Below are 16,173 nucleotides of genomic sequence, written 5' to 3'. Positions count from 1 at the left end.
ATAAGGGAAGGGGCTCGCCATTGGCTGGCCCCTTTTCTTTGTCTAAGCGGCAATAAAAAAGAGCCCGCACACTGGCGGGCTCTTTGATGAATTCAAAAGGTGTCAGCCAAACAGCTTTTTAAGCGTTCTGGGCTGACAGCGCAGATATTGCGGAGCTGCCTTGACCTCGGCGCCCAGCGTTGCGGCGGCATGCCACGGCCAGCGCGGGTCATACAGAATGCCGCGCGCAAGGGCGATGGCATCGGCCTGCCCGGTAAAGGTGATGGCTTCTGCCTGTTCGGCCTCGGTAATCAGGCCGACCGCAATTGTGGTCATGCCGGTTTCGGCCTTGATGCGGGCGGCAAACGGCACCTGATAATTGGGGCCGAGCGGGATTTGCTGATCGATATGAAGGCCGCCTGACGAAACGTCGATAAAATCACATCCGCGGTCCTTGAGGAGTTTGGCAAGCGCGACGCTTTGATCAATATCCCAGCCGCCTTCGACCCAGTCGGTTGCCGAAATACGGATGCCCAGCGGATAGTCGGCGCCAACGGCCTTGCGGATGGCGTCATAGATTTCGATCACGATGCGGGTGCGGTTTTCAAACGAACCGCCATATTCATCGTCACGCTTGTTGGCATGCGGTGACAGGAATTGATGGAGCAAATAACCATGCGCGCCATGAATTTCAATCGCGTCAAAGCCCAGCCGTACGGACCGTTCAGCCGCCTCGACAAAGGCCTGAATGACGTCTGCAATGCGTGATTTTGTCATTGCCTCAGGGATTGGGTCGCCGTCACGGAATGGCAGGGCAGAGGGGGCTGAGACCTGCCAGCCATTTTCATGATCCGGGGAAAGGGCATGACCCCCGAGCCACGGTTTTTCGCAAGATGCCTTGCGCCCGGCATGGGCCAACTGAACCGCAATCGGCATGTCGGAATGGCTGCGCACAGCTTTAAGCGTTTTACCAAGTGCTGCCTCGGTTTCGTCATCCCACAGGCCGACATCGCCATAGGTAATGCGTCCTTCCGGTTCGACGGCGGTGGCTTCGATAATCAGAAGACCGGCACCCGATTGCGCCAGATTGCCCAGATGCATGTCATGCCAATGGGTGACCTTGCCGTTATCGGCGGAATACTGACACATCGGTGCGATGATAATGCGGTTATCAAGGGATAGCTTGCCCAGTGAAAGCGGGGTGAAAAGAGTGCTCATATGCGTTCCTTTAACTCGGACAGTGACGCGCGTGCGCCAATCAATGGGATGAAGCTAATCCGAGGGCGGGGCGGGCGCCAGCGTCGTGTTGAATTTTTCCAGGGAATGGAATGCCAGAAGGGAGTTTTCCAAGCAGCCGATCAGAAAAAATCAAAAATTCGCAAAAAAATGCATCGACCCACTTGCAGAAATTTCCACCCGATCTATCTCAAGATTGGAAAGGGGCATGGTGCCCCGATACGCGTCAAGGTTGCAGCCTGGTCTGGACTGATGGCGCAAGAATACTCGTCTGTAATGGAGGGTACTACAATGACTGGTCTTCAGACTCTTAATGGATCCCGTCGTCCGTCTTCTGCACCGACTTACGGTGATCCTTTCACTCTTATTTCCCGTGACGTTGACCGCATGATCGGTTCGATCTTTGGTCACCGTGCAGCCCCGTCGGCACAGGTATCTTCCGAAGAAGGCGAAGTGACCCAACCGTTGCTGAGCCCGCGGATCGACATCTATGACGGCGAAGATCACTTTGAACTTTCCGCCGAACTCCCGGGCGTTGAACAGGATGACGTCAATGTCGAAGTGCTTGACGGTGTTCTGACCATCACCGGCGAGAAGAAATTCAGCCGTGAAAGCAAGGATGGCGCCCATGTTGTCGAGCGTAGCTATGGCAGCTTCAAGCGGTCCTTCCGCCTGAATGACACCATTGATGCCGACAATATTACCGCATCCTTCAAGAACGGTGTTCTGTTGCTTACTCTTCCAAAGGTAGCAGAACAGAAGCCCGAACCGCGCAAGATTGCGGTGACCGGCTAAGGACTGTCTCTCCTCCCTGAGAAGCTTCCCCTGATAAGACTGACGGGCGGTTTAACCGCCCGTCTTTTTTTGTGTTCGCAGATTGGTGAGGCTTAGGTTGCCGAACGCCCGGCGTAACCGCTGCAATGATCAAGCGGCATGTCAAAGAGGCCTGTTTCGTCAAAGCGGTCGAGTGCATCTGTCCACGGTGTCAGGTCGATGTTCTGCGCCTTGAGCCAGTCGGGATTGTAATAGGTATCGCAGTAGCGATCCCCGCCATCACAGAGCAAGGTCACGACCGACCCGGTTTGACCGGCTTTCTTCATTTCCGAGATCAGCGACAGGGTCGCGATCAGGTTGGTGCCTGTCGATCCGCCGCAGCGCCGACCAAGATGCTTTTTTAGATAATAGAGGGCCGCAAAGCTGGCCGCATCTGGGATGCGATACATGCGATCGACCACGGTCGGGTTGAAGCTGGGTTCGACACGCGGGCGACCAATGCCTTCAACGCGCGATCCCTTGCTGTTGGTGACCGAACAGTCACCGGTTTCATATCCATTATAGAAAACCGAGTTTTCCGGGTCGGCCACGCAAAGCTCACAGCCCTGACCAAGGCTTCGGCCATAACGGATATAGCGCCCGATGGTCGATGATGTGCCGCCTGTTCCGGCGCCGACAATGATCCAGCGTGGAATGGGGTGGGGTTCGCGTTTGAGCTGATCAAAGATGCTTTCGGCGATGTTGTTGTTACCGCGCCAGTCGGTCGCGCGTTCGGCATAGGTGAACTGGTCCATGTAATGGCCGCCCAGCTCGCGCGCCAGACGTTGCGATTCCTCATAAATCTGACCGCTGTGATCGACCAGATGGCTTTCGCCGCCATAAAAGGCGATCTGATCGATTTTTTGCTGTGATGTGGATTTCGGCATCACCGCAATAAAGCGCAGGCCAAGAAGGCGGGCAAAATAGGCCTCTGACACGGCGGTCGAGCCACTGGATGCCTCGATGATCGGGGTGTCATTGTTGATCCAGCCATTGCACAGCCCATAGAGAAACAGCGATCGCGCCAGACGATGTTTGAGGCTGCCGGACGGATGGGTCGACTCATCTTTAAGGTACAGGCCAATGTCACCAAGCTTTGGCAGATCAAGGCGGATCAGATGGGTATCGGCAGACCGGTTGAAATCGGCTTCAATCGTGCTGATGGCATCGGCCACCCATTGGCGGTCATAAGGCATGAAACATCCTGATGTCTGGTTGGATCACTTTTTGGCCAAGTTTGGCCCGGAATCGTCATCTGTTTAGGGCAATATAATACAAAAAACGACAGTAAAATTGTGCTGATACATTTTCAGAACCGATCAGCAATCGTCGATTTTATCAGATTGGGCTTGCTAACACTTTTTTCAAAGCTCACCTTTAAGATACAAGCTTCACGATTCTTTCGATTTGACGGGATGGCGCGAAATCATGGCTGACGACGATAAGGACCCGTTTAGCGTACGTATGGGGGCCTCTGACATTGGGGCGGCCTATGACGTGCCTGTGCGTGTGTCAACGGTGATTGGCAAAAGCCAGATCCAGGTCGCGCAATTGATGCGCCTGACCCGTGGTGCCGTGCTTGAGCTGGACCGCCGCGTGGGGGAGCCGGTTGATATCTACGTCAACAACCGTCTGGTCGCCCGCGGGGAACTGGTTGTCGTTGATGAAAATCTGGGTGTGACGATTACCGAGGTTGTCAAAAGCGGTATGGTGATCGAAACCCACCACTAATTGCGAACGCACCGCAATCAACGCATCCCACCGGCTCATGTCTGACGGTGGGATTTTTTTGTCCTCGGTGGAACTTGCAAGGTTTTCAGGCGTTTGTGGATAAACCCCTTTGAAGACTCAAGTTCCGGTCCACTGTCTTTGATGACGGTTGGCGACCTCATTTAGCCGAGGGTTACCCCATGATTAATCTAGTGACATCAGGCCTTCTGGCTTTGATTGGTCTTGCACTTGCTGTTGGCGGTGCATGGCTGATTGCGGTCGGCGGGAGCTTCTATTACGCGCTTGCCGGATTGGCCTTCCTGTTTGCAAGCTTTCTGGCCTTTTCACGCAAGCCCGTTCTGTTGCCGTTTTATGGCGTGTTTACACTCGCAAGCCTGGTCTGGGCTGTGTGGGAGGCCGGGTTTGACTGGTGGCAACTGGCCCCGCGCGGCGGTCTGATCATTGTTGTCGGGCTTTGGCTGATGACGCCTGTTTTCCGCAAAACTTTGGTCCGGGCGTCGCAGGATCAGGACAGCGCAAGCGAGAATGCGACACCGGTTCGGTCCTTTGTGCTTGAAGGTAGTATTGTCATCGCCGTGATCGTTGCGGTCTATTCGATGATGAACAATCCCAATGCAATCGAGGGCACCCTGCCAACCAGTAAGGTTGTCGACAACCCGCAATATGGGGGCTCCGTGCCGAATGGCGATTGGCATCATTATGGGCGAACGAGCTATGGGCAACGTTATTCACCGCTTGATCAGATCAATACCGATAATGTTGCATCGCTTGAACAGGCCTGGGTCTATCAGACCGGTGATTTGAAACGCGAAAGTGACGTGCCTGAAACCACCTATCAGGTCACACCGCTTAAGATCGGCGAGACGCTGTATCTTTGCACACCGCACAGTTGGGCGATTGCGATTGATGCTAAAACCGGACAGGAAAAGTGGAAATTTGATCCGGGTATTCCGCAAAATCCCGACCGTCAGCATCAGACATGCCGGGGTGTCACCTATTACAAGGATGCGGCCACCAACGAAACCGGCCCGTGCACCGAACGTGTGTTCCTGCCGACATCCGATGCACGTCTGATCGCCCTTGATGCGGCAACGGGTGAAATTTGCCCGTCATTCGGGGATGAGGGCACGGTGCATCTGGAAACCAACATGCCCTACAATCCGGCGGGCTATTATTATTCAACGTCGCCGCCGGTGGCCGCTGATGGCAAGATCATCATTGGCGGGGCCGTGAATGACAACTATTCCACCAAATCGCAGTCTGGCGTTATTCGCGCCTATGACATCAATACCGGCGAGCTGATCTGGAACTGGGATTCCGGTAATCCGGAACAAACCGAACCGATCCCCGATGATCAGACCTATACCGCCAATTCGCCCAACAGCTGGTCGGTTTCCAGTGCGGACGAGGCGCTTGGGATGATTTACGTGCCGCTGGGCAACAAGGTCCCTGATCAGTTGGGCATGAACCGCGATGAAAATGTGGAAACCTATTCCTCGTCGATCGTGGCACTCAGCCTTGAGACTGGTCAGGTCCAGTGGGTGCGCCAGACGGTGCATCATGATCTTTGGGACATGGATGTACCGGCACAGCCAGCCCTGCTTGATATCACCAGCCCCGATGGGGAAACCGTTCCGGCACTGGTCGGGCCAACCAAACAGGGCGATATCTATGTTCTGGACCGCCGCACCGGTGAGCCGATCATTCCAGTGACCGAGGTGCCCGCACCCGGTGGCGCAATTCCCGAGGATCATACCGCCCCGACCCAGCCGGTTTCAGACCTGACCTTCATGCCGGAACCGCTGACCGGGAAGGACATGTGGGGCATTACCCTGTTTGATCAGATGGCGTGCCGCATAGCATTCCATCTGTTGAAATACGAAGGCCGCTACACGCCGCCGTCTCTGGAAGGGACGCTGGTGTATCCCGGCAACTTCGGGACGTTCAACTGGGGCAGTGTTGCGGTTGATCCGGAACGCCAGATCATGTTTGGCATGCCGACCTATCTTGCCTTTACCTCGCGCCTGATCCCGCGTGCCGAGGTGCCGCCCCGTGGCAGTGAAAAGGCCAGTGAAATGGGGATTAACCGTAACGAAGGTGCGCCTTACGCGGTTGAAATGGGACCGTTCCTGTCGCCGCTTGGCATTCCGTGCCAGGCCCCGCCATGGGGATATGTTGCCGGTGCCGACCTGCGTACGGGCGAGATTGCCTATATGCACAAAAACGGTACGGTCGAAGACATGACCCCGTTGCCGTTGCCATTCGAACTTGGTGTGCCGGGCATTGGTGGCCCGATCCTGACCAAGGGTGGTGTGGCGTTCCTTGGCGCGGCGGTTGATAACTATTTCCGTGCCTATGACGCAACGACCGGCGAGAAGATTTGGGAAACCCGTCTTCCGGCCGGTGGTCAATCAACGCCGATGACCTATGAAACCGATGACGGGACGCAATATGTGCTGATCGTCGCAGGTGGTCATGGATCAATTGGCACCAAGCCGGGCGATTATGTGATTGCCTATAAGCTTGCCGAGTAAGACCGGCCAAAACAGACCTTAATGCGCACGCGCACCTGAAAGAAATCAGGTGCGCGTGTCGTATCTGGTGCTTGCAAGCCTATCCCGTCGCATCAAGGGCGAGGCGTTTTTCAACCCGTTGAATTTCCTCGGGCCGGAGCCTTGGTTCCAGCGCGTCCAGTGCGGCCTGCGGGTTCAGTGGTTCTGCCTCGTTGGCACCTTCGGGAAAGCTGATCGGGCCGCGTGCAGCACGTCTTAGCCAGTAATAGGCGTCGGCATAATTCTGTTTCACGCCCCAGCCACGTTCAAGCAAGGCACCGTACATGAATTGTGCGGCGTGCATGTTTTCGTTCGCGGCAATTTCAAAGTAATGCGCGGCCTCGACAAAGTTCTGTCGGACCCCACGACCGTGGAAATACTGCGCGCCGATCATATAGGCGGCATTGGCATTGTGCGGATCAATGCGTAGTGCGCGCTTGAAATACTTCGTGGCCTGAAAATGATCATAGGGCAGGCCAAATCCGTTGAAATGCATCAGGCCAAGATAATAGGTCGCCCCACCATGGTTGGTCTTTGCAGCCTTGCCAAACCAATCAGCCGCCATTTCGTATTCAGGCGCCCCCAGATCACCACGAAAATACAGCAGGCCCAGCGCATATTGCGCATACGGGTCGTTTTCCTGTGCCGCCAGATGCCAGAAAGATTGCGCGCGCACGTAATCCCCAGCCTGATAGGCATAGTAGCCTGTCTGGTATTCCTTGCTCATGCCTGCTGTGTTTCCCGCTGTTGGCAACAACAGGCAGGTCAGCACGGCAAGCGCGAATAAGGGGTGTCGGCCCGAAGGGCTGGCCGATGAGGGGCTGGTCACGTGTGGGAACCGTCAGGAGTTTGTTTTAAACAGGGGCACGACCTTGCGGGCGCGTTTTTCGATGGCTTCAAGTACATTGACGATTTCAGCGCTTTGTTTGATGCGCTCACCGCTATGCAGGGCAACATATTGTCCGGCATTTTTGTGCTCGTTGCCGAGCTTGATGACCGTGAAAAGAGGGGTTTCGTGGGTTGAACGGAAAATCGAAAACATCGCCATCCCGTCCAGATGATCGATGGCATAATCCTTCCAGGCGCCGCTGGCAACCTGTCGGGAATACGTATTCATGAGTTTCATTAGTTCAGCCCGGTCAAAATGAACAAAGCTTTTGGCTTTGCGGTATTTGGCCAAATCGAACAATGTTCCCATGTGGTACTCCGGCAGCGTGTGTTCGAGATTGTCCTTTGCCACAATGGGAAAATGACAACCTGATGACACGGTAGCGCGGATTGGCCGATGCCTCAAGTTTCAATGGATGAAAAACAGACCGGATTTTAGAGGCTGCGTGAACGGGTTGGCGGCCAATCAACGGTTTGCGATCCGGTGTTATAGGGATCGGGCGTGCGATAGCAACTGACCGCCGCAAGCGAGCGATAGCAATAAAGCGGCGGTTCCGGCACCGGTTCCTTTTTGCAATAGGACTTGCCGTCAATCTTGCGGATGGTGGAGCAATCCTGACCGGTCGACAGCGAAACCGCATGGTCAATCAGGGTTTTGTCGGAATTGATGATGCTGACCACGTCAAAGGCAATATACCATTCACCGCCGGTAAACAGGCTGGTGCCGACAACATCGGACATCGTTGTTCCACAGCCCGACACAGTGGACCCCATCAAGGCTGCAAACAGCCCGGCAAGGATACGCTGTCGGATAAGGCGCCGTTTTGCGGGCTTGGTATGTGCAGTCTCACGACGTTTCATTGTGGTCTCCGTCCGCTCACCGGGCAAATATGACCGATGACAAGTTCAAATCTGTTCCCTTGGCATTTACCAAAGCAAGCCCTGTGCCGAACTGTGTCTTTGCCCCTGATAAAACGACATGTGGCACTGATCGTGGGCGTTTTCAGCCCTGTGCATCAATGTCAAAAAGCATCCGGGTGCGGTGATGGTGGCGTTCAAACATTTCAAAGCCGTTTAAAACGGGCGACGTCGCGGCGAAAATGTGCATCTGGCAGGCAATTCTTTCCCGTTGGGTTTGCTGTGCCCGAATTGGGCCACATGACGCTGATATCAGCCATGAAACGGTTATTGAGATCCCGCTTAATCCGAGGGCGGGGCAAAATAATCGTAGGAATAACCGGAATGGTGTCGAGCAGACTTGACCCTGTACCCGCTGGCGCGTTAAATCCTTGCCAGAAATTTTTCAGATAAGCGGGCAGGTTGCCCGCTTTATTGTGACCGGATTGGAGCCGTTTTCGTGGTTGATATTTTCCAGGAAGTCGAAGAAGACCTTAAGCGTGAACGCAGCGAAGAGCTGTGGCGCAAATACGGGAAATACGTGATCGGCGTTGCAGCGGCCATCGTGCTGGGTGTTGCCGGTCGTGAAGGCTGGAAAACCTATGAAACCAGCACCAGCATCGAAAACGGTACCCGTCTTGCAAATGCCGTCGAACTGGCACAGGACAGCGCAACCGACGAAGACGCCGCATTGGCCGCCCTTGATGCGATCATCGCTGATGGCAATGCCGATTTTGTCGCGCTCGGTCATTTCCAGAAGGCCGCTGTTTACCTTCGCGCGGATGCAACGCCGTCTGCAATCAGCGAACTCGAAGCGATTGCCGGTAATTCCGACATTGATCAGGTTTATCGCGATCTTGCGGTGGTTCAGATCGCAATGAACAGTGCCAGTGCCGAAAACGCACAGGACCTTATCACGCGTCTTGAGCCGATCGCAGTGCCCGAGAATGCGTGGTATTACTCTGCACGTGAAATGATTGCACTTCTGCATATCGCAGGTGGTGAGGTCGAAGCTGCCAAACCGCTTCTGACCGAGATTGCTGATGATAACAGTGCGCCGGCCGGAATGCGCGCACGGGCAAGTGAAATTCTCAAGGCTGTTGGTGCCTGAGGTTCTTCGGGCATCAATGGATCGCAATCCGCGATCCATATGACGTGAGTTTTTTCAGGGGATACGGTTTTGACCACACGCGGTATTAAGTCACTTCTTTGCGTAATGGGCCTGACGGGCCTTTTGGCAGGGTGCTCAGGCTGGCTTGGCGAGGCAGAAGATCCGCCGCTTCCCGGCGAGCGTATTTCGGTCCTTGCCCTGCAAAGCACGGTTCAGCCCGACATTGAACTGACCGACCAGCGCGTGATTTTGCCTGAACCGGAACCCATGGTCGACTGGCCGCAAAATGGCGGCTATCCGAGCCACGCACTTCATCACGTTGCCCTTGATAACGATGTCCTAGAACAGGACTGGTCGATTGATATCGGCGAAGGATCGATGGATGACAACCTTCTGCTTAATCAGGCGATTGTCGCGCGCGGTGTGATCTTTACCATCGACGCCAGCGCCGAAGTACGTGCCTTTGCCGCATCTTCGGGCAAGCGGATCTGGTCGCTTGAACTGGCCCCTGAGGACGAAGAAGACAGCACGCTTTTGGGCGGCGGTCTGGCCTATGAGGCCGGTGTTATCTATGCCACGACGGGCTTTGCCGAAATCATTGCCATTGATGCGCCAAGTGCCACGATCCTTTGGCGTCAACAGGTGACGGCGCCGATGCGTTCTGCGCCGACTGTGCGTGGTGGCCGTGTGTTTGCCATTACCATCGATAACCAGACCGTCGCACTGAATGCGCGCACCGGTGAAACGCTTTGGAACCATCGTGGTGCGTCCGAGGGCGCCTCCTTTATCGGTGGTGCCAGCCCGGCGGTGGATCAGGGTGTTGTTATTTCGGCCTATTCGACGGGCGAGCTTTATGCCCTTCGTGTTGAAAACGGTCAGGTGATCTGGTCGGATGCGCTGGCGGCGGCCGGTCGTACCGATGCGGTGTCGGCGATTGCCGATATTCGCGGCCTGCCGGTGATTGATAATGACCTGGTGATTGCGACAAGTAACTCCGGTTTGACGACCGCGATTGACCTTCGCACCGGGGTTCGTGTCTGGGAACTTGAGGCCGGTGGCATCCAGTCACCGTGGGTGGCCGGCGAATATGTATACCTGCTAACCAACACAAATGACTTGATTGCCTTGCGTCGACGCACCGGACAGGTTAAATGGGTGACCGTTCTGCCCCGTTTTACCGATCCCGAGGATCAGGAAGGCCCGATTGTCTGGACAGGGCCGGTACTGGCCGGTGACAGGTTGATCGTTGGTAACGAGCAGGGCGAAGTAATGACTGTTTCCCCTTATAGCGGTGACATTCTTGGTGAGGACGAAGTATCCGGGCCAATTACCCTGCCGCCATCTGTTGCCGGTGACAGCCTTTACTTCCTGACTGCGGATGCCGATCTAATCGCATATCGCTGATCAGGATACAGTTTTAGGCAAGGCGATTTGCCTTGCAGGATTTGCGATGCGCCGTGGGTCAATGTGCCCACGGCGCATAACGCCTTTTATTACGAGAGTCTGAAAATCAGATGTCGCTGAAAGTTGCCATTATCGGTCGCCCCAATGTCGGGAAGTCGACCCTGTTTAACCGTCTGGTCGGCAAAAAGCTGGCGCTTGTGGACGATCAGCCCGGTGTGACCCGTGACCGCCGTTATGGCAAGGCACGCCTTGGCGATATGTCTTTTGACATTATCGACACCGCCGGTCTGGAAGAAGCGTTTGATAATTCCGTCGAAGGCATGATGCGCCAACAAAGTGAAAAGGCGTTTGAGGAATGCGATGTTGCGCTGTTCCTGATTGATGCCCGTGCCGGTCTGACGCCGCTTGATAACCATTTTGCCGATTGGCTGCGCAAACGCCAGAAGCCGGTCTATGTCATTGCCAACAAGCACGAAGGCCGTGATCAGGATCCGGGTCTTTATGAGGCCTATGGCCTTGGTCTTGGCGATGTCGCGCCGATCTCGGCCGAGCACGGCCTTGGGATCGAGTTGCTCTATGACATGCTTGAGCCACACTGGAAAGAATGGAAAGACCGCGAACGGGTTGCCAGACAGCATGCGCGCGAAGCAGCACAGGAAGCGCTGAATGAGGCCCGTGCGGATAGCCTTGCAGATGAAGATTTCGACGATGAAGACGGTTTTGCCGATGATGAAGGTGAAGTCTTCCCGTCCTATGAGATCGAATTCAGCGAGGACGACGAAGACGAAGATGGCGAACTGATTGTCGAAGGCGCACGTGACAATTCGAAAATCCAGTTGGCAATTGTCGGTCGTCCGAATGCTGGTAAATCAACCCTTCTGAACCAATTGCTTGGCGAAGAGCGCGTCATGACCGGGCCGCAGGCCGGGCTCACCCGTGATTCGATTGCGGTCGACTGGTCCTATGAAGGCCGCCCGATCCGTCTGGTTGATACCGCTGGTATGCGCCGCAAGAAGAAGATTGATGACCGCGTTGAAAAGTTGTCGGTTGCCGATACGCTGCGCGTGATCCGCTATGCGCAGGTCGTGGTCCTGATGCTTGATGCGACCAACACGCTTGATAAGCAGGATTTGACGATTGCGCGTATGGTGCTTGAAGAAGGCCGTGCGTTGATCATTGCGGTTAACAAGTGGGATGCAATCATCGACAAAAAGGGCGTCATGCAGGAACTGCGTGACAAGCTTGATACTTCCTTTGCCCAGGCCAAGGGTATTCCGGTTCTGACCTTCTCGGCCCTTACGGGACGTGGCACGGATCGCCTGATGCCGACCGTTCTTGATATCCACGATATCTGGAGCCGTCGCATCCCGACCTCGCAGCTGAACCGTTGGCTCGAAGCAACCACCGAACGCCATTTGCCGCCGGTCATTTCCGGGCGTCGTATTCGCCTGCGTTATATGACCCAGGCGAAATCGCGTCCGCCAAGCTTCTTTATCAACTGCTCCAAGGCAGCCGAACTGCCCGAAAGCTATACCCGCTATCTGATCAATGGTCTGCGCGAAGATTTCGATATGCCGGGCGTTCCGATCCGTATTTATCTGCGCAGCAGTGATAACCCCTATGCCAACAAGAAAAAGAAACGCTAGAGCGCGTCGCGTTTAATCGGCATCATTTTGTTTGTTTTTGGCGTGTCGTTTGGCAAGGCACAGCGTGCAGAGCGATGTTGCGCATCGGTCAAACGGTGTAACGTCGCGAAACGCCGCCAAAAGCGAACCCTCCGGGCCGGGATAACCTTCCGCCCCGCAGCGTCAAGACCCTTGAACGTAGCCCCGCTACGTCCTGCGGTCCTTTCCTCGCCGGACAGAAGGTTATCTCCGGCAAAATGGTACCGATTAGACCCGACGCGCTCTGGTTTCGACCTGTTGCCAAACACAACAAAGCCGCCCGTCGGAAACGAGGGCGGCTTTTTCGTGCTAGATAGCTGCGCAAGGCCTTATTCGAATGCGGCAGACGGGCCGTTATCAATGATTTCCTTGATATGGTCGGGCAGGTCCTGTTCGGTGAAGCCTTCCTGGATTTCGCGGCTTTGGACAAAGGCGAAAATGTCGGCAATGTCCTGGCCGGAGAAATCAATCTGATAGCCGAGATCGGCCTGCTGCAGGGCCAACATCTGCGGTGCGCCGCGCCACATGCGGGCAAAGAATTCGAACGGCTCGCGGGCGATATTCATGTTTGATGCGTCAAGGCTGGTGGCGACATCGCTGCCGACATTATTCACCGAATGACAGATCACACAGCCCCTCTCGGCAAAGAGTGTTTTGCCACGTTCGGCATCCATTTGTGGCATCACGGGGCTGCTGTTTTCAGCAGCTGAGGCGTCTTTTGCGATTGTTGTAGTGGCAAAGGTCGCCAAACTCACAGTGACGCCAAGTGCGGCAATAAAGCGGGAAGGGGTGAACGAATTCATGTAATGCCGTGCTCCGATGCCGGTGGCGGGATAATTCCTGCATGCTATCGGGCAAACACCAAGTATGGCAATGGTTTGATCTGAATTTTATGCGTGATGCCGGTGTTCATTTGACGCATACGGAAAAGGGCCCGCTTGGGGCCCTTTGATTTTTTGGTTTTTCGGTCGCAATCACTAAGCGTCAACCACTTCGCCGTGCTTGGTGCAGTTAGCTTCTGCCAGATCGACGAAGACATCGGTGATGCTTTCGGGCGTCGGCAGGGTTTGGGGATCTTCGCCCGGATAGGCTTCAGCACGCATTTTGGTGCGGATGCGGCCCGGATTGACCAGATTTACTTTGACCTTGGTCTGTTCGAGTTCCTGCGCATAGGACAGAACAAGGCTTTCAAGCGCTGCCTTGGTCGATGCATAGAGGCCCCAGAACGCACGCCCCTTGCTTGATGCGTTCGAGGTCACGAAGATTGCCCGGCCAGCCTCAGACAGCTGCAGCAGCTTGTCCGTGGTACGGATCAGATGGAAGTTCGCCGTGACGTTGGTGGCATAGGTGTTCTGGAACACCTGCGCATCAATGTGGCCCACCGGGGCGATTTCGCCCAGAAGGCCGGCATTGCCCACCACGATATCAAGCTTGCCGAACCGCTCATAGATCGTCGGACCCAGCATGTCGATCTTGTCAAACATGGTCAGATCAAGCGGCAGCAGGGTGATCTTGCCACCGGCTTCGGTCACTTCGTCACTCAGTTCTTCAAGCGCACCGACATTACGACCAACCGCAATCACATGCGCACCTTCGGCAGCAAAGCGTTTGGCAACCGCACATCCGATCCCGTGCGATGCCCCGGTGATCAGGGCAACGCGACCTTCAAGACGTTTGGTGTCGGTCATGCAGACTGCCTTTCAACCAACTGGCTGAGCTTGCGGTCCTTGTTTTCGGCATTGTGATCGGTGAGCTTGATCGGGTAGTCGCCGGTGAAGCACGCATCACAGAAGGCCGGATTATCGTTGTCGCGGCCTTCAAGACCGGTCGCACGATACAGGCCATCAATGGTGACGAAGGCCAGACTGTCGACGCCGATGATCTTTGCCATGCTTTCGATGTCGTGATTGGCCGCCATCAGTTTGTCTTTGGACGGGGTATCAACGCCATAGAAGCACGGGTTCATGGTCGGCGGGCTGGTGATGCGCATATGGACTTCGGCCGCACCGGCCTGACGGACCAGATCAACAATCTTGGTCGAGGTCGTGCCACGCACGATCGAGTCATCGACCAGAATAACGCGCTTGCCCTTAAGCTTGCCGGGGTTGGCGTTATGTTTCAGCTTCACGCCAAGGTGGCGGATCTGATCGGTCGGCTCGATAAAGGTACGCCCGACATAGTGGTTGCGGATGATGCCCAGTTCGAACGGAATACCGCTTTCCTCGGCATAACCAAGGGCGGACGGCACGCCGGAATCCGGAATTGGCACGACAACGTCGGCATCAACAGCGGATTCACGGGCCAGTTCGCGACCGATATGCTTGCGCACGTCATAGACGCTTGTGCCTTCGACGATGCTGTCGGGGCGGGCGAAATAGACATGCTCGAAAATGCAGAAGCGCGATTTTTGTGGCTTGAACGGCTTGATCGAGCGCAGGCCATCATCAGTGATTTCAACGATTTCGCCCGGTTCGACGTCACGGATGAATTCCGCGCCAACGATATCAAGGCCAACCGTTTCCGATGACAGGATATGGGCGTCATTGAGCTTGCCCAGAACCAGCGGACGCACACCGAGCGGATCCCGCACACCGATCAGTTTCTTCTGGGTCATGACGACCAGCGAATAGGCACCTTCAACCTGACGGACCGCATCGATCAGGCGATCGACGATCTTTTCATACAGGCTGGTCGCGATCAAGTGAATGAAGGTTTCGGTATCCGAGGTCGACTGGAAGATCGAGCCGCGTTTCACAAGGCGTTCACGCACCGCAAGCGAGTTGGTCAGGTTGCCGTTATGGGCAATCGCCAGACCACCGAATTCAAAATCGGCAAAAAGCGGCTGCACGTTGCGAAGGCCCTTGCCACCCGCTGTCGAGTAGCGGACATGGCCGACCGCACGGTGACCGGGCAGGCTTTTGATGACATCTTCTGAACCAAAGATATCGCCAACCTGGCCGGATGCCCGGTGTGCCGGAAAATCTTCGCCGTCATAGGACACAATGCCTGCGGCTTCCTGTCCGCGATGCTGCAGCGCATGCAGGCCAAGGGCCGTTAATGCCGTCGCATCGGGGGAGCCAAAAACGCCAAAGACGCCACATTCTTCACGTAGCTTGTCGTCATCAAATGGATTGGTGGTCAGCATGAGTGGGTTCCGCTCTCTCGCCGGTGGCGCACGGAATTCGTTATTCTTACGAAACCCACACGCCTCACTCGTTAGTGGTCGCCTCAATCAGGCGATCCAAATCATCGCGCGAGGGCCTTGTATACCCGTTTAGGGGCGCGGGTCCAGTCCCTTTTGGTTCCGGACCAAGAAGTTGGCGATAGGTTTTTTCGTTCGCATCGGCCTCACGCTGAGCGCGCTCAAGCTCTTGAGCCGTGGTATCGAAAATTTCGTCAGGTGCCATGCGCATAATGAGGAAGGCACCTTCTTCCAGAACCGGGCGGGTGCGGGCATCGCGGACCCAGTCGGGCTGCGAATCTGCGGGCAGCAACCAGGACAGCGCCAGGAAACCGATACAGACAATCAATGCCCCGCGCAAAAGGCCGAATACAAAGCCAAGCGTGCTATCGAGGCTATCGAGGCCGGAGTTCTGAACCGCCCGGCCAATGCGGCCGCTTATGAACGAGAAAATCAAAAACGAAATCAGAAACAGGCCAACCCCGGTTGCCAGATCGGCAATCAGTTCGGACGGGATCAAATCCCGAACATAAGGCCGCGCAACCGGATAGCCATAAAGGGCGACAAGCCCGGCACCGACCCAGCCCATCATCGAAAGCGTTTCGTGGATAAAACCGCGGAAAAAGGCAAAGATCCCCGATATCAGCAAAATGCCGACAACAATCAGATCAAACACATCACGTGCGCCAAGATCGGGAAGGGCGGAGAAATCCATTT

Annotated in this window: 15 protein-coding genes; 6 read left to right on the top strand and 9 right to left on the bottom strand. The window is 55.5% G+C overall.

Going from position 1 to position 16,173, the window contains the following annotated elements; genetic code table 11:
* Positions 1 to 102 precede the first annotated feature (102 nt).
* On the bottom strand, positions 103 to 1,197 hold the full coding sequence (locus tag WBY09_RS13630; RefSeq protein WP_064781644.1) for an NADH:flavin oxidoreductase/NADH oxidase: 1,095 nt from the start codon (positions 1,195 to 1,197) through the stop codon (positions 103 to 105).
* A gap of 309 nt (positions 1,198 to 1,506) precedes the next feature.
* Between WBY09_RS13630 and WBY09_RS13625 the strand changes: the two genes are divergently transcribed.
* A complete protein-coding gene (locus tag WBY09_RS13625) occupies positions 1,507 to 2,010 on the top strand; it encodes an Hsp20/alpha crystallin family protein (RefSeq protein ID WP_287444169.1) in 504 nt (167 codons plus the stop codon).
* Positions 2,011 to 2,102: 92 nt separating this feature from the next.
* Here the strand turns inward: WBY09_RS13625 and WBY09_RS13620 are convergent, their stop codons facing one another.
* Positions 2,103 to 3,224 carry a PLP-dependent cysteine synthase family protein gene (locus WBY09_RS13620; RefSeq protein WP_064781642.1) on the bottom strand — a complete coding sequence of 374 codons (1,122 nt, stop codon included), beginning with the start codon at positions 3,222 to 3,224 and terminating at the stop codon, positions 2,103 to 2,105.
* Between the two features lie 232 nt (positions 3,225 to 3,456).
* Between WBY09_RS13620 and fliN the strand changes: the two genes are divergently transcribed.
* Positions 3,457 to 3,759, top strand: coding sequence for a flagellar motor switch protein FliN (gene fliN / locus WBY09_RS13615; RefSeq protein ID WP_040823589.1), 303 nt, complete (start codon positions 3,457 to 3,459; stop codon positions 3,757 to 3,759).
* A 179-nt stretch (positions 3,760 to 3,938) separates the two neighbouring features.
* Complete coding sequence (locus WBY09_RS13610; RefSeq protein ID WP_287444170.1) at positions 3,939 to 6,293, top strand: glucose/quinate/shikimate family membrane-bound PQQ-dependent dehydrogenase; 2,355 nt, start codon at positions 3,939 to 3,941, stop codon at positions 6,291 to 6,293.
* Between the two features lie 79 nt (positions 6,294 to 6,372).
* Here the strand turns inward: WBY09_RS13610 and WBY09_RS13605 are convergent, their stop codons facing one another.
* The 3 genes from WBY09_RS13605 to WBY09_RS13595 all read right to left on the bottom strand — a co-directional run bounded on the left by WBY09_RS13605 (position 6,373) and on the right by WBY09_RS13595 (position 8,060).
* A complete protein-coding gene (locus tag WBY09_RS13605; RefSeq protein WP_336233006.1) occupies positions 6,373 to 7,038 on the bottom strand; it encodes a tetratricopeptide repeat protein in 666 nt (221 codons plus the stop codon).
* Between the two features lie 114 nt (positions 7,039 to 7,152).
* Entirely contained in the window at positions 7,153 to 7,551 is a 399-nt protein-coding gene (locus WBY09_RS13600) for a DUF2794 domain-containing protein (RefSeq protein ID WP_336233005.1), read from the bottom strand.
* Positions 7,552 to 7,634: 83 nt separating this feature from the next.
* Positions 7,635 to 8,060, bottom strand: coding sequence for a hypothetical protein (locus tag WBY09_RS13595; RefSeq protein ID WP_008890527.1), 426 nt, complete (start codon positions 8,058 to 8,060; stop codon positions 7,635 to 7,637).
* A gap of 496 nt (positions 8,061 to 8,556) precedes the next feature.
* Here WBY09_RS13595 and WBY09_RS13590 point away from each other — a divergent pair, with 496 nt between their 5' ends.
* The 3 genes from WBY09_RS13590 (at position 8,557) to der (ending at position 12,257) form a co-directional block, all read left to right on the top strand.
* Positions 8,557 to 9,207 (top strand): tetratricopeptide repeat protein, encoded by a 651-nt coding sequence (locus tag WBY09_RS13590; RefSeq protein WP_210519428.1) that lies wholly within the window; start codon positions 8,557 to 8,559, stop codon positions 9,205 to 9,207.
* A 69-nt stretch (positions 9,208 to 9,276) separates the two neighbouring features.
* Positions 9,277 to 10,611, top strand: coding sequence for an outer membrane protein assembly factor BamB family protein (locus WBY09_RS13585; RefSeq protein WP_232308365.1), 1,335 nt, complete (start codon positions 9,277 to 9,279; stop codon positions 10,609 to 10,611).
* A gap of 110 nt (positions 10,612 to 10,721) precedes the next feature.
* Positions 10,722 to 12,257 (top strand): ribosome biogenesis GTPase Der, encoded by a 1,536-nt coding sequence (gene der / locus WBY09_RS13580; RefSeq protein ID WP_336233004.1) that lies wholly within the window; start codon positions 10,722 to 10,724, stop codon positions 12,255 to 12,257.
* Positions 12,258 to 12,604: 347 nt separating this feature from the next.
* On the opposite strand, the gene WBY09_RS13575 is transcribed toward der, so the two are convergent.
* The 4 genes from WBY09_RS13575 to WBY09_RS13560 form a co-directional block, all read right to left on the bottom strand.
* Positions 12,605 to 13,078, bottom strand: a complete 474-nt coding sequence (locus WBY09_RS13575) for a c-type cytochrome (protein ID WP_286792241.1) — start codon at positions 13,076 to 13,078, stop codon at positions 12,605 to 12,607.
* 174 nt (positions 13,079 to 13,252) lie between these two features.
* Positions 13,253 to 13,963: an SDR family NAD(P)-dependent oxidoreductase gene (locus WBY09_RS13570; RefSeq protein ID WP_336233003.1), complete on the bottom strand. Its 711-nt coding sequence runs from the start codon at positions 13,961 to 13,963 to the stop codon at positions 13,253 to 13,255.
* Entirely contained in the window at positions 13,960 to 15,420 is a 1,461-nt protein-coding gene (purF, locus tag WBY09_RS13565) for an amidophosphoribosyltransferase (protein ID WP_336233002.1), read from the bottom strand. The genes WBY09_RS13570 and purF overlap by 4 nt, the downstream gene beginning before the upstream one ends.
* Before the next feature lie 64 nt (positions 15,421 to 15,484).
* Positions 15,485 to 16,171: a CvpA family protein gene (locus tag WBY09_RS13560; protein ID WP_008890535.1), complete on the bottom strand. Its 687-nt coding sequence runs from the start codon at positions 16,169 to 16,171 to the stop codon at positions 15,485 to 15,487.
* Between the last annotated feature and the right edge of the window lie 2 nt (positions 16,172 to 16,173).

The sequence above is a fragment of the Thalassospira sp. CH_XMU1458 genome, from assembly GCF_037027205.1.
GTDB classification, from domain to species: Bacteria; Pseudomonadota; Alphaproteobacteria; order Rhodospirillales; family Thalassospiraceae; genus Thalassospira; species Thalassospira tepidiphila.
Note: the sequence above shows the minus strand (reverse complement) of the source record. Positions and strands in the feature narration are given on the sequence as shown.

Excerpts from the sequence above, each read along its gene's own strand:
- WBY09_RS13630 (WP_064781644.1), bottom strand. The coding sequence starts at position 1,197 with ATGAGCACTCTTTTCACCCCGCTTTCACTGGGCAAGCTATCCCTTGAT.
- WBY09_RS13625 (WP_287444169.1), top strand. The coding sequence starts at position 1,507 with ATGACTGGTCTTCAGACTCTTAATGGATCCCGTCGTCCGTCTTCTGCA.
- WBY09_RS13620 (WP_064781642.1), bottom strand. The coding sequence starts at position 3,224 with ATGCCTTATGACCGCCAATGGGTGGCCGATGCCATCAGCACGATTGAA.
- fliN (WP_040823589.1), top strand. The coding sequence starts at position 3,457 with ATGGCTGACGACGATAAGGACCCGTTTAGCGTACGTATGGGGGCCTCT.
- WBY09_RS13610 (WP_287444170.1), top strand. The coding sequence starts at position 3,939 with ATGATTAATCTAGTGACATCAGGCCTTCTGGCTTTGATTGGTCTTGCA.
- WBY09_RS13605 (WP_336233006.1), bottom strand. The coding sequence starts at position 7,038 with ATGAGCAAGGAATACCAGACAGGCTACTATGCCTATCAGGCTGGGGAT.
- WBY09_RS13595 (WP_008890527.1), bottom strand. The coding sequence starts at position 8,060 with ATGAAACGTCGTGAGACTGCACATACCAAGCCCGCAAAACGGCGCCTT.
- der (WP_336233004.1), top strand. The coding sequence starts at position 10,722 with ATGTCGCTGAAAGTTGCCATTATCGGTCGCCCCAATGTCGGGAAGTCG.
- WBY09_RS13575 (WP_286792241.1), bottom strand. The coding sequence starts at position 13,078 with ATGAATTCGTTCACCCCTTCCCGCTTTATTGCCGCACTTGGCGTCACT.
- WBY09_RS13570 (WP_336233003.1), bottom strand. The coding sequence starts at position 13,963 with ATGACCGACACCAAACGTCTTGAAGGTCGCGTTGCCCTGATCACCGGG.
- purF (WP_336233002.1), bottom strand. The coding sequence starts at position 15,420 with ATGCTGACCACCAATCCATTTGATGACGACAAGCTACGTGAAGAATGT.
- WBY09_RS13560 (WP_008890535.1), bottom strand. The coding sequence starts at position 16,171 with ATGGATTTCTCCGCCCTTCCCGATCTTGGCGCACGTGATGTGTTTGAT.